The 16,699-nt window shown below is 71.0% G+C and carries 16 protein-coding genes and 4 pseudogenes; 8 read left to right on the top strand and 12 right to left on the bottom strand.

Annotated features, from left to right (window positions below):
• Positions 1 to 253 precede the first annotated feature (253 nt).
• Positions 254 to 991: a dienelactone hydrolase family protein gene (locus tag OTB16_RS36685; RefSeq protein WP_267726927.1), complete on the bottom strand. Its 738-nt coding sequence runs from the start codon at positions 989 to 991 to the stop codon at positions 254 to 256.
• Between the two features lie 269 nt (positions 992 to 1,260).
• On the opposite strand from OTB16_RS36685, the gene OTB16_RS36690 reads away from it, so the two are divergent.
• Positions 1,261 to 1,668: a hypothetical protein gene (locus OTB16_RS36690; RefSeq protein WP_267726929.1), complete on the top strand. Its 408-nt coding sequence runs from the start codon at positions 1,261 to 1,263 to the stop codon at positions 1,666 to 1,668.
• Between the two features lie 249 nt (positions 1,669 to 1,917).
• Here the strand turns inward: OTB16_RS36690 and OTB16_RS36695 are convergent, their stop codons facing one another.
• The 4 genes and pseudogenes from OTB16_RS36695 to OTB16_RS36710 all read right to left on the bottom strand — a co-directional run.
• Entirely contained in the window at positions 1,918 to 2,475 is a 558-nt protein-coding gene (locus OTB16_RS36695; RefSeq protein WP_267726950.1) for a pyridoxamine 5'-phosphate oxidase family protein, read from the bottom strand.
• A 92-nt stretch (positions 2,476 to 2,567) separates the two neighbouring features.
• Positions 2,568 to 3,653 carry a globin domain-containing protein gene (locus OTB16_RS36700; RefSeq protein ID WP_324290933.1) on the bottom strand — a complete coding sequence of 362 codons (1,086 nt, stop codon included), beginning with the start codon at positions 3,651 to 3,653 and terminating at the stop codon, positions 2,568 to 2,570.
• Between the two features lie 549 nt (positions 3,654 to 4,202).
• A complete protein-coding gene (locus tag OTB16_RS36705) occupies positions 4,203 to 4,568 on the bottom strand; it encodes a hypothetical protein (RefSeq protein WP_267726954.1) in 366 nt (121 codons plus the stop codon).
• A gap of 285 nt (positions 4,569 to 4,853) precedes the next feature.
• Positions 4,854 to 5,015: pseudogene (locus OTB16_RS36710) on the bottom strand (ion channel); the annotation flags it as partial.
• Between the two features lie 510 nt (positions 5,016 to 5,525).
• Here OTB16_RS36710 and OTB16_RS36715 point away from each other — a divergent pair.
• Positions 5,526 to 5,887 (top strand): annotated as a pseudogene (locus OTB16_RS36715) (SRPBCC family protein); the annotation flags it as partial.
• A 277-nt stretch (positions 5,888 to 6,164) separates the two neighbouring features.
• Here OTB16_RS36715 and OTB16_RS36720 read toward each other — a convergent pair.
• Both OTB16_RS36720 and OTB16_RS36725 read right to left on the bottom strand, forming a co-directional pair.
• Positions 6,165 to 6,614: a spore-associated protein gene (locus tag OTB16_RS36720; RefSeq protein ID WP_267726931.1), complete on the bottom strand. Its 450-nt coding sequence runs from the start codon at positions 6,612 to 6,614 to the stop codon at positions 6,165 to 6,167.
• A gap of 354 nt (positions 6,615 to 6,968) precedes the next feature.
• Complete coding sequence (locus OTB16_RS36725; protein WP_267726932.1) at positions 6,969 to 7,115, bottom strand: hypothetical protein; 147 nt, start codon at positions 7,113 to 7,115, stop codon at positions 6,969 to 6,971.
• Positions 7,116 to 7,717: 602 nt separating this feature from the next.
• On the opposite strand from OTB16_RS36725, the gene OTB16_RS36730 reads away from it, so the two are divergent.
• The 4 genes from OTB16_RS36730 (at position 7,718) to OTB16_RS36745 (ending at position 10,975) form a co-directional block, all read left to right on the top strand.
• Positions 7,718 to 8,026, top strand: a complete 309-nt coding sequence (locus OTB16_RS36730) for a hypothetical protein (protein WP_267726934.1) — start codon at positions 7,718 to 7,720, stop codon at positions 8,024 to 8,026.
• A 317-nt stretch (positions 8,027 to 8,343) separates the two neighbouring features.
• The gene (locus OTB16_RS36735) at positions 8,344 to 8,991 is read left to right on the top strand and encodes a YwqG family protein (RefSeq protein ID WP_267726936.1); all 648 of its coding nucleotides are present in this window, start codon (positions 8,344 to 8,346) and stop codon (positions 8,989 to 8,991) included.
• Between the two features lie 1,500 nt (positions 8,992 to 10,491).
• Positions 10,492 to 10,728, top strand: coding sequence for a hypothetical protein (locus tag OTB16_RS36740; RefSeq protein WP_267726937.1), 237 nt, complete (start codon positions 10,492 to 10,494; stop codon positions 10,726 to 10,728).
• Positions 10,718 to 10,975, top strand: a complete 258-nt coding sequence (locus OTB16_RS36745; RefSeq protein WP_267726939.1) for a hypothetical protein — start codon at positions 10,718 to 10,720, stop codon at positions 10,973 to 10,975. Before OTB16_RS36740 ends, OTB16_RS36745 begins: the two co-directional genes overlap by 11 nt.
• Before the next feature lie 162 nt (positions 10,976 to 11,137).
• Here the strand turns inward: OTB16_RS36745 and OTB16_RS36750 are convergent, their stop codons facing one another.
• Complete coding sequence (locus OTB16_RS36750) at positions 11,138 to 11,479, bottom strand: hypothetical protein (RefSeq protein WP_267726940.1); 342 nt, start codon at positions 11,477 to 11,479, stop codon at positions 11,138 to 11,140.
• A 267-nt stretch (positions 11,480 to 11,746) separates the two neighbouring features.
• A pseudogene (locus OTB16_RS36755) lies at positions 11,747 to 13,099 on the bottom strand (IS1380 family transposase).
• 149 nt (positions 13,100 to 13,248) lie between these two features.
• Here OTB16_RS36755 and OTB16_RS36760 point away from each other — a divergent pair.
• Positions 13,249 to 13,458 (top strand): HIT family protein, encoded by a 210-nt coding sequence (locus OTB16_RS36760; protein WP_267726941.1) that lies wholly within the window; start codon positions 13,249 to 13,251, stop codon positions 13,456 to 13,458.
• On the top strand, positions 13,455 to 13,964 hold the full coding sequence (locus OTB16_RS36765; protein WP_267726942.1) for a nucleoside 2-deoxyribosyltransferase domain-containing protein: 510 nt from the start codon (positions 13,455 to 13,457) through the stop codon (positions 13,962 to 13,964). The genes OTB16_RS36760 and OTB16_RS36765 overlap by 4 nt, the downstream gene beginning before the upstream one ends.
• Positions 13,965 to 14,676: 712 nt before the next feature.
• On the opposite strand, the gene OTB16_RS36770 is transcribed toward OTB16_RS36765, so the two are convergent.
• The 3 genes and pseudogenes from OTB16_RS36770 to OTB16_RS36780 form a co-directional block, all read right to left on the bottom strand.
• Positions 14,677 to 15,066, bottom strand: coding sequence for a hypothetical protein (locus tag OTB16_RS36770; protein WP_079403197.1), 390 nt, complete (start codon positions 15,064 to 15,066; stop codon positions 14,677 to 14,679).
• A gap of 238 nt (positions 15,067 to 15,304) precedes the next feature.
• Entirely contained in the window at positions 15,305 to 15,619 is a 315-nt protein-coding gene (locus OTB16_RS36775; protein WP_267726946.1) for a hypothetical protein, read from the bottom strand.
• Between the two features lie 354 nt (positions 15,620 to 15,973).
• Positions 15,974 to 16,465, bottom strand: a pseudogene (locus OTB16_RS36780) (IS5 family transposase); the annotation flags it as partial.
• Positions 16,466 to 16,699 lie beyond the last annotated feature (234 nt).

The following is a 16,699-nucleotide window of genomic DNA, read 5'->3' on the forward strand; positions in this document are numbered from 1 at the left end:
CTATGCGTGGTCAGCGCAGTGATGCCGCTGTAAACGCGTACACCTCGCCCCGGCGGCCGGAATGGTCCGCCGCAGGTCGCGACGGTCACGGCGGGGCTCCGTCGCAGTGAAATCCGCTATTTACTACGGCAGTTGTGAACGCGTCTCCGCGATCGAGTACCCGCCCTCATGTGCTTCTGCTGTGCGGACTTGAGGGGAGGGGACTGTCGGTGCCCGACGCGGACCGGGCCTGGCGCCAGGCTGTTTGCCTGGGTCATGCCCCCAGATCCTCCGTCACGGGCAGGCACTCGGCGAGCAGGTCGACGACGTCGCGCCAGGCTCGCTGCGCGTGCTGTGGGTGGTAGCCGACGCCGGGGACCGTGGGGTGGTCGACCGGCGGGTGGTGGAAGGCGTGCAAGGCGCCGCCGTAGACCGCGAGGCGCCAGTCGACGCCCGCGGCCTGCATCTCGGCGGTGAACGCGTTCCGTTGCACGGGCGGCATGATCGGGTCTTCCGACCCGACCCCGGCCCACACCGGGCAGCGGATGCGCGCTGCCTCGCCCGGTCGGCCCGTGGTAGTTGCGTTGACTGTCCCGATCGCGCGCAGGTTGACGCCGTCGCGCCCGAGTTCCAGCGCGATGGCGCCCCCGGTGCCGTAGCCGATGGCGGCGATCCGGTCGGGGTCGGTCCGCGGTTCGGTGCGCAACACGTCGAGTGCCGCATGGCCGATGCCCCGCATCCGGTCGGGGTCGGCGAGCAGCGGCAGGCAACGGGCCAGCATCTCCTCGGGGTCGCCCAAATAGCGCCCGCCGTGAAGGTCGAAGGCCAGCGCTACGTATCCCAGCTCGGCGAGAGCATCGGCCCGGCGGCGCTCGACATCGCTGAGTCCCATGCCCTCTGGTCCGAGCAGCACCGCGGGCCGGCGGTCGACACCGGCCGGGAGCGCGAGGTGCCCGATCATCGTCAAACCGTCCGCCGGGTACTCGACCGTACGCGTCGTGATCGTCGTCATGAGACTGGACTGTAGTGATCGTCGAGCCCGGTTCGGCCGGTGTTCTGCCGCTGGCAGAACAGCGTGCGTGTTCCTCGTGTCCCCTCTGAAATTCGGGGGCCGAGCGCTCAGGGCTTCAAGATCATCTCGTTGCCCCTTTGGCGCGTACCTCGGTCACACCCCAGCAGCGTGTGCTGCGGATCTGGCCGAAGGAGCCCGGCGACGGACCCCGGGGCTGACGCAGCCGCGACGTAGGCTCGGCGGTCGAAGATCACAAGGGGGGATTCGGGATGGACGTGAACGAGCAGATCGAGGCGTCGCGGACGTGGGAGCACGGGGACCCCGGGCCCCGGCCGTACGACCCGAACTCCGCCGAGCTGATGCGCACGGCAGCGCTCCTGGAGCGGATGACCGTTCTGATCAAGGCCGATCCGGTGGCGTCGGCCCGGGTGCACGCCGCGAACGACCCGGCGATCCTCAGAGGCGCCGTACGGACGTCGGCCGGCCGGGAGCGGCTGCGGCTGACCTACGCCGAGGACCCGGGCATGTTGCTGTGGCTGAACACGAGCGCCATCGGACGGATTGTCCTCGCGCAAGTCGAGACGGCGGTGGACGCCCCGTACCCGGCCGTAGCGGCGGAGGCGATACGTACCGCGCCGACGCACCCGGGAGGCGGCGTGAGCGGTGAGTACGAGTAGGACCGAATCGGGCGGTAAGCGGACAAAACGGGCCGGGTGTCGGGCTGTGGGGCAGGCGTGACCGGGCGCGCGCGGTGCCGGTCCCGGTGACCGGCGCGGTGGCCGGGACGGGCCCCGCCCGGGACCCGCCCCGCCCGGGACCGACCCCGCCCGGTGCCCTCCGCCCGGCCCCGCCCACGCCCGGCGCCGGCCTGGCTCCGGCCGCCCGGGGCCCGCCCGGTGCCATGCGCGTCGTGGGGTTCCCGCTGCTCACCGGGTAGGGCGTGACTCCTGTGCTGCCCGCGCGGTGAAGTAGTCCGCGTCCTTCGGCCGGTCGGCCGGCTGGGCGGGGCGTGGGCCCGGCACCAGGTGCGGTATGTACTTGGAGCAGTGGATGTAGGCCTCTTCGACGGTGAGGCGGACCCACATCTCGGGGGCGCGGCCCGGCGCGACGTCCTGGGGCAGGCGGGGGTGCGCCGAGCGGAGGTCGGCGTCGAGGTGGAGCTGGGCGACGCCGTTGACGTGCAGGCCGACGTGGTCGTGCGTGAAGTCGACGAAGAGCATGCCGAGGTGCGGGTTCTCCGTCATGTTGCCGGCGCTGGCGAGCACGCCGTTCCCCCGGAACTCCGGATAGGCGAGGGTGTGTTCGTCCAGCACGTGCACGAAGCCGGGCGGACCCGCCCGGAAACTGGCGTCGCATTCCCCGCGGGAGTCCGCGGTGGCCAGGAAGACCATGCTCTGGCGGCCTATGAACTCCTGCATCTCGGCCGTGAGGCGGGGATGCACCTGCTGGTCGTAGAACCGTGCGGCGCGGTCGGCGCTGCCCATGTGCTGCTGCAGCCGGTGTTCACCTGCTGATCCGAAAGCGGGCGGGGGGAAGGTCACGGGGGTTCTCCTGGCAGGTTCGGCACGGGTGTGTCTCAGGAAGCGGACAGGATGGGGGTCTCGAAGGGGTCGTGGTGGATGTGGTCGGGCGCAGTGCCGTGCTGCGTGAGCGTCTTGCTCGCGGAGACCACCATCGGGGCCGGCCCGCTGAGAAAGACGTCGTGCTGGTACCACGGGCCGTACTCGGCGAGAACCTGCGGCAGGGATCCCCGGATGCCGGGGATGTGCTCGTGGGAGACGGCGCCCCTGATGGACAGCCAGTGGTGCTGCTGCGCCATCCGGAGCATGTCGTCGACCCCGTACAGCTCGGCGCCGGTACGGGCTCCGAGGAACAGATCGACCTGGTGCCGTCCGCCGCGACGGGCCACGTCCTCGACGATCGCGCGGATCGGTGCGAGACCGGTGCCGCCCGCCACGCAGAGCAGGTCGCTGTGGACGGCGGCGTCCAGCACCATGTCCCCCATGGGTGCGCCGAGTTGGACTACGTCTCCGACGGCAGAGCGGTGTACGAGCGCGTCGCTGACCGAACCGCCGCTCACCGCGCGCACGTGGAAGGTGAGGGTGCCGTCCCGACGGGGTGCGTTGGCCGGCGAGTAATAGCGCCACTGCTTGGGCCACCAGGGAGTTTCGAGGCTGGCGTACTGCCCGGCCGCGTACGGGTACGGCATGTGGGGCCGCACGGTCACCTCGGCGATGCCGTGTCCGCGCAGGACCTTGTGCACCACAGTGGCGGGCCACACCGCGGGCCGCTGCGCCTCGTCCTGCTCGGCAGCGCTGATCATGACGTCGGCGACCACCCCGTACGCCTTGGTCCAGGCCGCCGCGATGTCCGCGGTCCAGGCCGGGCCGGCGTAGCGGGCCAGAGCAGCGAGGAGGCACTCGCCCACGGCGGGGAAGTGCGCGCTGAGGGTGCCGAACTTGCGGTGGTCGCGACCGAGGTGGCCGCAGAAGCCGACCAGGCGCTCCGGGTCGTCGACCAGGTCCACGATGCGCAGCAGCGCGCGCAGCAGGCGCCCGCGCTGGGCGTCCATTCCCGGCGGGAACATGGGACGGACCTCGGGGTAGCGGGCGAAGAGGATCGCATAGAAATAGACCGTCATGTCCGCGGCGAACGGCTCCACGACGGAGACGGAAGCCCGTATGAGGGCGATTTCGTGGGCCGAGAGCGGCGGCTCGGCGCCGGCCGGCTCGCCGACGGCGCCGGCCTGGGCGGGAACTGCGCGGGGGCCCGAGCCCTCCGGGCCCGGGTGGGGGTGTGCGTGTGCGGGCGGGTGTGTGGACGGGTGTGTCGGGCGTCCGATCCGGAACTTCAAGAGACCGGCGCTCCTCCCGTCGATATGCGAGTCGGCCGCAGGCGTCCGACGCTGTGGCACGCGCGGTCACCGCCTCGCAGCTTGCGGTGGGAGGCGTCCTCGCCCGATCTGCCTCCTGGGAGGGTGGCGGTCGTGGCGGCGACGGGGGCAGGCATGAGTCCTCCTGTTGGGGGTGGGCATCGGAAAGCGGACCAAGCAGTTCCGGACGCTACCCGATCATGGGTGTGACTCAGAAGTAGCAACGGCCCGCGGCAACCGGCACGGCTGATTCCGCGTGCTACGCATACCCCGCCCAGGGGATTTCATCTGCCGGCTGTTCAGGAGATCCGGTGGGTGGCCGATGGCCTGGCCCTGTGGTCAGGGTCGGTCGTCGGTGACGTCCATGGCCACCTCGTAGGAGAGCTCGTAGTCCGCGCCGCTCTTCACGAATCGCGCGGTCTGGATGCCTGCCCCCACATCCGCGTCGCTCAGCGTCACCGAGCCGATGACATCCCACACGCTGCCCTCCGCCGCCGGCCTCACGGCCAGCGCGAGCGTGCCCGACCCCAGCAGGGGTCTGGTCACCTCGGGCGTGTTGGTCTCACCGGTCCCGGCTTCACCCTGCCAGATCTCTTCCCCGTCCCAGAGGATCTTGACCCTGTCGACGCCCTGGCTCCCGGGCGCCTGCGGCGACGAGCAGAAGACGAAGGGGATTCTGACCTCGTTGGCGTGCGACATCGTCATCTCCGCGAGGGTGGGTGGCGGCAGTTCTGAGCCCTGCGTACGGGGCGGGCCCTGGAAGGGCTTCGCCCGTACCCCACCACCCTCACCCGGAGGTCCGCGGTCGGCCACAGCTCGCCGCCAGCCAGGTGAACGGGGCCCGACGCGGACGCGAGGGTCAGGGAGCCACGGGTCAGGCCGCTCGGGTGGCGTGGAGGACTGACGTCTTTCCAGCCCGATCCGGACCGCCCCGACCATGACTTTCGCGATCAGGCCCACGAGGATGAGATCGGCCACCATCTGGCACGTGGTCAGCACGCGCGCCGTTTGCGAGACGGGCACGATGTCGCGGAAGCCGACAGTGGCGAAGACGGTCACCGTGAAGTACAGGGCATCGTTCCTGTTGAGCGATTCGGAGAAGGAGCGCCCTCCGTGCTCCTGCGCGTACAGGAAGTACGTGGCCGCGAACAACAGCAGAGGGGGCCGCGGTGGTCAGCGCCTCGATGGCGCGCAGCCGAGGGTGCGGCGAACCGGTGATGCCGACCGCCTGCAGGGCCAGCAGTCCGCCGATCGCCAGCAGGCCCGGGACGAGCACCGTCGCGATGCGCTGGTCGAGATCACGGTCGATGGGGAGCGTGTAGTAGCCCGTGGTGGCCGCTGCCACCACGACGCCGGAACGCAGGAACGGCAGGAGCAGGCGCATGTGCTGCGGGTGCACCCGCCGGCGGCCCCGGTCGGGGCTCTGACAGGACCGGGGTCCCGTTCCTCACCCCGGGCTCAGGGTTCCTGACGCCGTGGATGGCCGGACCGGCGTCGTCCAGGCGTCCCACGGTTCAGGGGCTCTGGCGTGCCGGGGGGGCACGGAGCGGCGTAGAGTCCCGTCGGTCACCTCCCGGGCGGCGGCGCGGGCCAGCGTCCAAGCCTGCTCCAACCGGGCATCGAGGGGCGGTGGCTCCGGGTCGGCGGGGACGAGGGTGCGGTTTGGGCGGGGTCGAGCGGATCGAGCAGCGGACCGACACCTTGACGCACTGGGTGACGAAGTTCGGTGGTGTAGTAGCGAGTTCGACGCGGAGATCACCGAGCAGGTCCCCGACGAGCGCGTCGCCTGGGCCACGGTCGGCGGGGAAGTGGAGCAGGCCGGTGTGATCACCTTCCACCACCACCTTGCCGACAACAAGTCGAAGGTGATGCTCCAGCTCGACTACGACCCTGAAGGCTTCACCGAGAACGTCGGCGACAAGCTCGGCTTCGTCAAGCGCCAGAACACGGGCGACCTGAAGCGGCTCAAGGAGTACATCGAGGACCGCGGCCGCGAGACCGGATCCTGGCGCGGCGAAGTCTGACCAGCCCATCGCGTGAACCACACCGTGGGGGTCTTGATCGTTTGCGTCCGTCCGAGGTGGAGCGGGCTAGCTTCCCCGGGGCGGTTGCCGGCGAGGCGCCGACCGGACGGCCGCGCACCCGAGGGAGGAGGCCGGACGCGCCCTCGCCCCGGCAGAACTCGGCGAGTCTGCCGGGGCGAGCCGGACCACGGAGGTTCCCGTGCGGTCGTCGGGTCGCAGGTCCTGCCCCCGACGACCGCACGACGGCACAGAACGTCGCGGTCAGGAGGAGCTCGGGTCAGCGGACCTCGGTGACCCGGTGCTCCTTGCGCGCGCCACAGTTGGAGTTGTATACCTGCACGTGCACGTTGCTGATGCCCCCGCCCCAGTCGACGCAGTGGCCCTTGCCGTACACGTAGGCCGGGCCCGCGTACGACGTGTACCGGCCGTAGTCCTCGCCCCGCGCCGAGGTTGCGTTGACTTCGATCCAGAGGGCCATGTCCACGGCCGCACCCGGGTTGTTGCGGATGGTCGCGACGCAGTTCTTGCCGTTCGAGGCGTTGTACGTCAGGTAGACGGTGCCCAGCGAGCCGATGGCGGCCGAGTTCACGGTCTTGTAGGCGCTTCCGCAGACCTTCTGCGGCGTGGTGTTGGGCGCGGCGGTGGCGGGCGCCGCCAGCGCGGTCGTGGCCCCCAGGGCCAGGGCGGCGAACGCGGTGGTGGTAAGGACGGAACGGGTGAATCTCATGTTTCCCCCTGGTGGTCATTGGAGTTGGTCGCTCCTGCATGGTGTGACATGAAGGACGGCGGAACGGTTGCGCATCGTCGGCAAAAGATGCGACCGCGCCGCCTGATTGGCACCTTCTCGGCGCTCCCGGGCCTGGGACGCTTCGAGAGTGAGCAGCGCTTTCCCCGAGACAGGGCGGCCTGACGGGGCCCCGGGGCGTGGTGCCGTGCCCCGGGGCCAGTCGGCAGAGTCCTGGCGGTGGGTGTCCGGCGGCCGCCGGGAGATTGCGCGGGTGCGGGGAGGGGGAACCCGCGACACGACGACAACGTCCACGGCCCCGGGATGGTCACGACCCGGGCAGCGGGCGTGATCGGACTACTGCCGACGCGAGCGGGCGGAGACGCCGACGAGGGTGACGTCGGAGCCGAGGTCGTTGGCGTAGCGGCGGCGGCGTTCGGTAGTCCACCCGTAGCCACTCGCTGCCGCCGACCGCCGCTCGACGGCGGCCCATTCCCGCTCCATCACCACACCCACCGCAGAGCCGCCGCGGCCTCCGGGCAACAGACCCCGGCGCAAGCCGTCGTTTCTGCCCGCCTACAGCAGGCCGCACCCGGCCAGGCGTGCGGGGCATACGCGCGGCGGCGGCGCCCGCTCGCGGCCGCCGCGGCGCGGTGTGCGGCGGTGCGCTGCCCGCTAGGTGGGCGGGCGCGCCGGGGCCGGGGCAGGTGGCTGTCGGGGGTGTGGGGTCGAGGGTGAAGCGGTTGAGGGCTCCGGTGCGTTGAAGGAGTTTGAGGAGCGGGGGAGGGGCTTCCTTGGAGGCGCATCGTGCGGCCTTGGGAGAAGCGCGCGGGAGGATGTTGAGGCCGGTGGAGTCGCAGAAGGTGAGGCCGCTGGCGTCGGCCGTGACCTGGCGGGGGCTGGCGGGGTCGGTGACCGCCCGCTGCAGGACCGTATCGATCGCGGCGGCGCGCCGCGTGGCGGGGCTGGCTGGCGCCTACTCCTCGGCCGGACCGTTGGCCGGCCGGGGCTGCTGCCCGCCGAACTCGAGACGGGCACCCGCGCGTCCTCGCCGATGTGGTGCACCGATGTCTGCCTCTGTCGGTGGAGCCATTTACCCTCCTCCCATGTCTGTCAACATTGATCTTGCCTTCACCGTTACACGTGTCAGCGGTGAGCCGCAGGCCTGGGAGATCGTCCGCGCGCTGGAGGAACTGCTGCGCGAAGAGTCCCTCATCCTCCAGGTGTCCCTGGGGGTGGCCGTGGATGACGACGGCGCGTTCTTCGTGTCCGGCGAATCCGACTTCCCGCTCGGGATCAGCCGCTTCTACCTGTGGCAGCCGCACTTCGAAGGGCTCTTCGCGGCGACCGTCGCACAGGTGGCCGCCGGTGCGAGCGCGAAGGTCCGGTGGGGCTACCCCGACGAGGAGTACTGACCGGACTGGGCTCGGTGGCCGCCGCTCCGGTCGGTACCTGCCCGCCGCTGCTGCTGAACGTGGACAGAGCCAGGTTGTAGCGGGAGTGCGCCTGTGGCTGGAGCTGCTTGCTACGGGCTGGGGACGCCGGGCGGTGCCCACGGCGGATTTTGGGGTGCCCAAGGCCCCTGTCCGAGCCGAGCGTCACCCGCCCGGTCACCGCCGTGAGGGCGAAGCCCAGCCCCACTGGTTGCTTCACAACGAGGGCTGATCCGCGGTGTCCCGCGTAAGGGCCTTCTCCCGCCGGGCCTGTCACAGGCGGCCAGTAGCCTTCCGCCATGCAGACAGCGCTGATGATCTACGACGGCTCCACACCGGCCGATTCCGACGTCCCGCGTACCGGGGGCGTACCGCTGGCTCCTGCCGGATTCGCCTGGCCCCTGTGCGGCTGCGGGGGACCGCTTCAGTTCTTCGCCCATCTCCCCGTCGAGGACGGTGTCCTGTCGGTGTTCCTGTGCCAGAACGACCCCGGGGCCTGTGAGTTCTGGGACGCGAGCTCCAGCGCGAACAGGGTCTATCTGTTTCCCCGGGAGGAACTGCGGCCGGTAGCCGTACCCGAGGCGGGACTGACGCTGCTGCCCGCCACCTCGGCCATCCGCACCCACGTCGTGACGATCGACCCCGAAGATGCCTGCGACGAGGAAGGGATCGAGCCTGACGCCTACGACCTTGCCCGCTCGGGATGGAAGCGGGAACCCGAAGAACGATTCGGGAAGCAGCGCGAAGTGCTTGGGTCACTCGGAGGCAGCCCCTCCTACCTTGAGGACGACCGCCTGCCCGTGTGTCCTTTCTGTACCGGCACCATGGAGTTCGCGGCACACCTGGAGGAGGGGATAACCCGGGAGACCGCGATGAACCTCGGCGGTCAGCTGGGCTACGTCTTCGTCTGCCGCCCTTGTCGCGAGGGAGCCTTCCTCACGGGCTGAAGGTCACCTGCGAGGGTAGTGACGGTGACGCTGTCGCCGGTTCGAGACGCCGCAGAGCGCCTCTGGGGCGGAGGCGATGCCGCCCGTGCGCGGCGTTGCGCCAGAGGGGCAGGGTGGCCTTGTTCGCGAGCAGCGCCCGCGGTATTGACGTCGCCCGGATCCTCCTCAACGCGCACGCCGCCGGGGCCGGTGTCGACGAGGCCCGCCGCCGTCATCACCGTGGCCGCCGCCGGGGCACCCGCGGCCGTGCCCGCCCCGGCGGCGGCCACCGCCCCCGCTCCTTGCCCCCGCTACCCCCGCTGCTCCCGGTGCTGTCGCGCCGCCGGCCCGGAACGTGCCGGGCCTCGCGCATGGGCAGCTTCGGCGACCCGTGGGGTGCGCCTGCGGCGGGACCGGTACCCGCACCGGCACCTGCGCCCGCCACGGGCGCCGCCCCCGCCCCCGCTGCGCCGCCGGTGGGGGAGGCGCAGCGGGGGCGGCGGCCGATCCGTGGGCGCCGCCGGCCAGCGTGGACGAGAGGCGTTCGTGGGGCCCGCTGATCGAGGGGCTGAGCGTGCCTCGGGACCTGGACCTCGGCGACCGGGCGAAGGCGCTGGGACAGTTTGACGTCAACCGCCTCGCGCACGCCGCGATCTTGGGAGCCGTCAGGATGTCCTGCCCGAGTTGGAGGCGCCCTGCTCGTGGGCTCGTGCCAGTGGCCCCTGCTGGCCCACCGTATGGACCGGATCCGCGACCACGGCGGCACCGGCCTCCTTGCCGCGCACCTGGCCGGCCTCGGTTAGGACATCACCTGGAGGACGGCCGGTCCTCCACCACGGTGGGCCGTCTCGTGGACGCGACTCTGCATTGCCTGACGACACCCACCGCGGCGGCGCCCGCCTCCCGCGTCCGGGTGTCCCCGGCAGGCAGGCGGAAGGCGGTATGGCGCCGGGCGTGGCCATGACGGGCAGGCAGCGCCGCGTGTGCAGCGGCAGCGTGAAGGGCACAGCCCCGGCCGGGTGCGGCTGGTGGGCGGACACCGCCGGGCACCCGGCCGCGGGCCTGCTCCTGGCGGTCCCGGCGGCCGTGGACAGGGCGTCCGCCACCGGACCCGGGGTCCGCGCGCTGGCCGAGGACGCCTCGTTCGAGCGGAACGTGCTTCTGGGCGTCGGCGGTGGCCCCGGCCGGGAGTACCCGCCGCCGGCCACACCTACCCGCACTCGTGAGCATCCCCGGTGGGGGTCTCGTGCGGGCGCTGTGGCCGCGTAACACCCGACGGTCCCGGGTCGGCCGGGAGACTGCCGGCGCTGCGCGACGACGGTATGTCCGCCGGAGCAGTGGCCACTGCGCTCGGCACTACCTGATCCAAGGTCCTGGTCCTGCTCCTGACCGCGGGATGGGTAACGGCACGCACTACAGCGTCCGCCTTGTTGGTTTTCGGTTCCGCCGGAGCGGATCCGGTCCGGCGGACCGGGCGCTACGGTGGTGACACCACGCCAGATGACAGTCCAGGAGCCCCGGATGAGCCAGCAGCCGGCAAGCGCGCCCGTGCCCGAACGCCTGCCCCTCGACGAGCACGCCGCTGCGTCCGCCCTCGCGTACGCGGCCGACCAGCGGGCCAAGGTCGACGTCCTCGCCTCGGTGCTCGAGGACATCGCCGCGAACGGCTACCCCGCCCCGGACACCGGCGTCCTGTGGGAGACCGCCCGCGACGCCCACCTCGCCCGCCTCGCCGACGAGCAGCCCCGTGTCGCCTGACCCCTCCGCGCGCCGCTCGCGCGTCGTCATGGTCGAGCCCGCCCTCACCCAGCTCACGAAACTCACGGCGAACGAGACGCACCGCTTGGACCGCGCGATCGTAGCGATCAGCGTCAACCCGGAACTCGGCACCGAGGTGCCCGGCACCCTGCTGCGCGACTACGCGGACGAGATCGACGGGGTACGCGTCGTCTACTACGTGACCGCCCTGCGGACCATCACGATCGTGGCGTACGTCGAAGCCTGAACGCCGAACAGCAGTGCCCCGGACCCGGGTCGTTCGGGGCGCCGCTGTGTCTGCGGCACGGTGACGGCCGCCTCACCCACGGAGAGCCAGCCCGCCGGGCCGGCGCCCTCCGGCGGGTGTCCGGCTCGCCCCCGTACGGGGGGGGCGCTGGCCCGGGCGGCCTCAGCCTCCGCCTTGGAAGGCCCACAGCACGAGCGCCACTGCGCACAGCACGAAGGTGGCCAGGTGCGCGTAGACCAGGGCGATCAATGCGCCGACCCCGCCCAGGACCAGGCCGCGGGTCCTCGTGTCCCGGTGGGCCGAAGGGCGCCAGGAGGCCGTCACCAGGGCCAGCGGAATGACGTAGGGCAGGGCCAGCCACGCCGTGGCGTGGATGATCGGGGAGGAGCGGTAGCCCCACGCCCCGCCCAGTACTGCCGCCACGGTGAACAGGGCCGGGGCCAGCCACCACGGCGAGTCCAGGGGACGCTCGGCCGGAGGTACCAGGGTATGAGTCGCTTTCACGCCCCCATTGCACCACCGCCCCGCGGCCTCCGCATGGGCGCACGTACTTACCCTTGATCCACCGACGTGGTCTGAAAGTGATCTTCTGACTGATTTTGAGCCGGTTTCGGGAGGGCTGTTGGGCTTGGGTAGCGTGTAGCTGCTGGTCTGCCCGGCGTTTCCACGTGTTCGTTCCGGTTGGGGCCTGGCGGGCGGGGTGGGCTGGGGCGGTTCGTGTCAGCCGGCTGGGCCGTGGACGGTGTCGAAGAGGTTTGTCCAGGCGTGCTGTCAGGGCCAGTTGTGGGGCAGGTGCAGGGTGATGCGCCGTGCGGAGCGGGCGATCCGGGCGGGGACGTGCACCAGGTGGGTCCGGAGGGTGGCGGTGGTGGCCTTCGCGTGGAAGGCGGAGGTCTGTGCACCGGTGGCCTGCGGCAGGTTGTAGGTCATCGCCCTCAGGGTCAGCCAGGCGGTGTTGGCGTTGAAGTGCCCGGAGGGCAGGTGGGCCAGGGCTGAGGCTTTGCTGCCGGCGGTGACCTGCTCGGCCACGGCGTGGTGGCGGTGTTCCCGCTCGGCCCGCAGGGTGGGGGCGGGGTTGTCGGTGGAGAACGGGTGATAGCGCCAGACGGGGAACAGCTCGCCCTGCTCACCCACGACGGCGGGTTCGGCCAGGTCGCGGACGCGGCGCACGATCAGTCGGGCGGTGATCCGCTCTGTTTTCTTGCGGCTGGCGAACGCGGTGTATGCGGGTATCTCGGCGACTTCGGCGCCGGAGGTGAGCTCGCCGGTTTCGGGGTCGGGCACGGCGGTGGGGTACGTGATCTGCTGCCATGCCTGGTCGGGGATGGCCAGGACGGCCCGCTTGATGGAGGGGTTCATGCCGGTGGTGACCGAGAAATGGGCTCCGGCCCGGCGGCAGGCGGCGATCACGCCGGCGTTGTAGAACTGCGAGTCCGCGCGCAGGATGCGGGTGCCGGTGCAGCCGGCCTCGGCGGCGGTGGCCAGGGCTTCACTGACGAATTTCGGGGCTCCGCGGGAGTCGGCGGTCTTGCCGCGGCGCATCCGTACCGCCTCCACGGCCGCACGACAGAAGAGCGACCCCAGGAACGATCATCGCGGACCCGACCTCACCCCCGCAGCGAATTGCGCAGCAGAGTCGCCGTACTCGGCGCCCTGTTTGGTCCGGCCGTAGACCCGTTTGTGGGTGGAGTCGACATCGATGAACGCCATCTCGTCGGCACCTGGCAGCAATGGGGTATGCGCGGCCAGCTCACTCAAGAACTTCCGGTGGACGGCGTGGAGTTGGAGAGCATGGCCGTGGGTGAACGCGCGCAGGAAGGTGCCCAGCGTGGACGGGGCACGGACACCCGCGAACACGGCCGGCATCGCACCGTGGCGCAGGACGTCCAGGTCGTCGATGCTGTCCGCGCCTGCCGCCATCCCGGCCACGATGCTGGTGACTTTTGCGTCCGCCACCGCACCCGCGTCGTTTGCCGCCCCGGTCAGCTTCACCTTCTCCGCCACCAGCCGCGAAAGACCGCACCGCTCGGCCAGCCGCATCACCGGGACCAGCCTGGCGTGCGCGATCAGATTCGAGTCGTCGGACGCAGCGGAGACCGCTGCTGGGGTATGGGAAACTTTCATCTACGAGGTGCCTTGCTGATTGTGCGTGCTGGAAGCGTGAGAACTCCCATCATCGCAGGTCAGCAGGCACCTCTCTTCGATTCTCTATCCACAGGACACAGCCCGTCCTGCCGCGCCTCCACGTCCAGGACGCCGGCACCGACCCCGAGGTGACCGCCGCCGTGATGCGCCGCGCCGCCGAGCTGATGGCCGACCTCCCGGCCGCGAACCTGATCACGTCGAAGGGGGACGCCGCGACGCAGTCGGTCCTCCACCTTCACGTCCACGTGGTGCCCCGCGAGGCCGGCGACGGCCTGCCCCTGCCCTGGACCCCGCAGCACGCCGCCCGCGCCGCCGTGCAGAACGCAGCCACCTCGTGAACGGCCCCACCCTGGTCATGGCCCGCGAGCCCATCCCGGCCGGGCCGTCCGTCTTCCTCGCCGGCCCCACCCCGGACAAGAGCAACCCCGTCCCGTCCTGGAGGCCCGACGCCCTGCGCGCGCTCGCCGAGCAGTGGACCGGCCCCCACACGCTGACCGTCCTGAGCCCCGAATCCCGCAACGGCGACCGCGCAGACCGCTACGAGACACAGGTCGACTGGGAGACCGACGCCCGCGCTCAGGCAACGGCGATCCTCTTCTGGATCCCCCGCGACCTGAAGACGCTGACGGCCATGACCACCAACGTCGAGTTCGGCCTCGACGTCGGGACGGGCCGGGCGGTCCTGGGCTGCCCGCCCCACTGCCCCAACCCCGAGCGCAACCGCTACCTGATCTACGTCGCCCGCCGCCACGGCGTACCGGTCCGCACCACCCTCACCGACACCGTGACCGCGGCCCTCGCCCTCGTCTCCACCGCCCACCCCGAGCAGGAGAACCTCCGATGATCCGTCGCCTGTTCCGCCGCTGCGCCACCGCGCCCGGCACCGTCCTCGCCCCCGAGGACCAGGCCGTCGTCGACGCGTTCCGCGCGATGCTCGCCGCCTTGCGCACCCCCGAACCCTGGACCCCCGGCTGCGCCCAGGACGTCGCCGTCCGGGTCGGCGCCTACATCGAGCGGGCCCACACCCGGCCGGGCGACGACCACGGTCCCGACGTGATCGCCGTCGCCCTGGTCCACCCCGACACCCCGCACGCCGCGGTCTACGCCCACCGCTACACCCGCAAGGGCTGGCTCCGCTGCGAGACCGCCACGATCCTCGGCGTCTGGCAGCCCCCCCTACACCGCGCTCTCCCACGCCGCCTCGGGCCTCGACCTTCCCGACGACGTCGCCATGCCCCCGGCCCACTACAGCGTCGACGTCGAAGCACGGCAGCCCGACGGATCCGGCTTCACCCTGCTCCGCCTCGGCCGGTAAAGCCAGACCCGGCTCACCTCCCGCGACGCCGAACGCCTCACCACCGAGCTGCAGGGCCGGACGGCCACCGTCGTCCCCGGGTTCACCGTCACCGCGGCGAGCGCGCCATTCGACTTCGACGACCGCGAGAACTACAACGACCCGTACCGAACCGACGTCGCCGAGCTCGGCGGTGAGCTGCAGCTCCCAGCCACCCGTAACGGGCGCTTCAGGGGCGCGGTCATCCCAGAAGGCTGCGCGGTCAGCGCCGGCCGCCGCCGATGCGGCGGTCGTCGGCCAGTGCGGTAAGCGGGCCGAACTCGCGGGCAAGCTGGTTCCACGTCAGAACCTCGCCACAGCGGGCCGGGAACTCCTTCGGATTGAACTCGGGCATGGTCCAGGTGCCAGTGCCCCGGTCCCGCAGCCACAGGTCCCCGTCACCGTCGACCACAGTCGGCGGGACCGGTACGGGCTCGGCCTGATCGGTGGGCTCCCAGGTGACCCGGCCCGGGTGGGAAACGCGGCGCAGCTCGGTGGTGGCCAGCCGCGCGGCCAAGTCACGGGTGGACTCTTCGGCGTCCTTGACCGACGCGAGTCGGAATGCGTCGTCAAGTACGGGCAGGGCTGGATTCTTGCTGCGCTTTGAACTCATACGCTGACTACCTCCGGTGGGGGGCGTCACATCCGTTATGGCACCCCGTAGAGGAACACGGTATCCGAGGCGGGAGCCGGGCCGGCTACGACCACTGTCCAGGTGGAGGCGCTGGCACACCGGGCGGTGGGGCTAGGGCTTGTCCGGCCGATCATGCTGCTCGTTGATCACACATGGAGTATGGGGACAGAGACGCAGCCCTCAGCGCGGTGCCACCGCATTCAGCAGAGACTCGCGGTCATCTGCGCTGATCAGTCCCCCCGGGGGGGCTCTCGTCGATCAGGAGAACATGCAGCAAGGACGCGTGTTCAATGAACGCGGCCCTGCACTGTTCGCGTTCCGGATGGTCACCGTCGTTGCCGAGTAGCAGCACCATGGGGTCGTTGTCTGCGGCGACGGGCTGAGAGAGTTCCGCGGCGACGACCACGAAGTCTACCAGGCCGGATCGCACGGCGATATCAGGGTTCGCTGCGAGACGGAGGAGGAAAGGCAAGGCCGTTGGCATTGCCGCGCCCGCGTGGAAGACGCTGTCCATCAAGACGTTGCCCAGCACGCGCAGGGCCTGGGGGCGGCGGCCTGATCGAGGAGACCTTCAAACAGGGCAGGGATCCCGGCAGGACAGCCGGGGATCTGCGACCAGGCGGCATCGACGCAACCCAGAAGCGCGGAGTGGTCGCGTTCGGCTTGCGCTGCCTCCGGATATTCGCGAAGGAACTGGGCGACGGCTGCCTCTTTGGCCGCCGCATCCACTGTGCACATCCGTCTGCCCCCATCTCACATGACGTCGCCTGATGTGTATCCGTCCGATGGAACTCTTTCCTGGCCAGGGCGTCGAACGCAAGCACAAAGACCGGCGGTCGAGGGCGCTCAACCATGACCTACTCTCAGATCGCAGTGCCGTCGCCGGTCAGGTGCGGAGCCAAATGGTCAGGGCTGCGGCGGTGGCGGTGCCAAGGTAGACATAGCGGCGCTTGTCGTATCGGGTGGCCACCGCCCGGTGCTGCTTGAGCCGGTTGATGGCTCGTTCGATGGTGTTGCGTTTCTTGTACCGCTCTTCGTCGAAGCCGGGCGGGCGTCCGCCACGTGAGCCTTTGCGTAGGCGGGCCGCCTGGCTGTCTGTCTTCTCCGGGATCGTGTGGCGGATACCCCGGTGCCGCAGGTACTCACGACAGGGCCCGTTGCTGTATGCCTTGTCGGCGGCGACGCTGTCGGGCTTCTTCCGAGGCCTGCCCGGCCCCAGTTTCGGGACGCGGATCTTCTCCAGCACCGGTTTGAACTGAGTGCAGTCAGCCCGCTGACCTGGTGTGACGACCAGGGACAGTTGGCGGCAGAGGCCGTCCGCGCTCAGGTGAAGCTTGGTGGTGAACCCGCCGCGCGAGCGACCCAGGCCCTCACCTCCTGCACCACCTCCACCAGCCGGGCGTGCAGGCTCTGCCCCGCGGTTTCGCCCTGGTGTTCTGGCATTTCGGCCCCCTTTGAGGACGCGAGGGCCGGCGGCGGGTGCCGGCCGCGGTGTGCAGCTCGGCGGCGGTCTCGGGCAGCTTGGCGGCGAATGCGGCGGCTTCTTCGACCCGCTGGTGGAACGTCATGACGGTCTTGAGGTTGTGCCGGGCCGCGTGTTCCAGGAGCGCGG

Origin of the sequence: Streptomyces antarcticus, assembly GCF_026627255.1 — a bacterium.
Classification (GTDB): domain Bacteria; phylum Actinomycetota; class Actinomycetes; order Streptomycetales; family Streptomycetaceae; genus Streptomyces; species Streptomyces antarcticus.

What these genes read in the sequence shown, in the direction of transcription:
- OTB16_RS36705 (WP_267726954.1), bottom strand. Translation starts at nt 4,568, where the DNA reads ATGACGATGTCGCACGCCAACGAGGTCAGAATCCCCTTCGTCTTCTGC.
- OTB16_RS36695 (WP_267726950.1), bottom strand. Translation starts at nt 2,475, where the DNA reads ATGGGCAGCGCCGACCGCGCCGCACGGTTCTACGACCAGCAGGTGCAT.
- OTB16_RS36685 (WP_267726927.1), bottom strand. Translation starts at nt 991, where the DNA reads ATGACGACGATCACGACGCGTACGGTCGAGTACCCGGCGGACGGTTTG.
- OTB16_RS36730 (WP_267726934.1), top strand. Translation starts at nt 7,718, where the DNA reads ATGTCTGTCAACATTGATCTTGCCTTCACCGTTACACGTGTCAGCGGT.
- OTB16_RS36725 (WP_267726932.1), bottom strand. Translation starts at nt 7,115, where the DNA reads ATGGAGCGGGAATGGGCCGCCGTCGAGCGGCGGTCGGCGGCAGCGAGT.
- OTB16_RS36740 (WP_267726937.1), top strand. Translation starts at nt 10,492, where the DNA reads ATGAGCCAGCAGCCGGCAAGCGCGCCCGTGCCCGAACGCCTGCCCCTC.
- OTB16_RS36720 (WP_267726931.1), bottom strand. Translation starts at nt 6,614, where the DNA reads ATGAGATTCACCCGTTCCGTCCTTACCACCACCGCGTTCGCCGCCCTG.
- OTB16_RS36690 (WP_267726929.1), top strand. Translation starts at nt 1,261, where the DNA reads ATGGACGTGAACGAGCAGATCGAGGCGTCGCGGACGTGGGAGCACGGG.
- OTB16_RS36770 (WP_079403197.1), bottom strand. Translation starts at nt 15,066, where the DNA reads ATGAGTTCAAAGCGCAGCAAGAATCCAGCCCTGCCCGTACTTGACGAC.
- OTB16_RS36735 (WP_267726936.1), top strand. Translation starts at nt 8,344, where the DNA reads ATGCAGACAGCGCTGATGATCTACGACGGCTCCACACCGGCCGATTCC.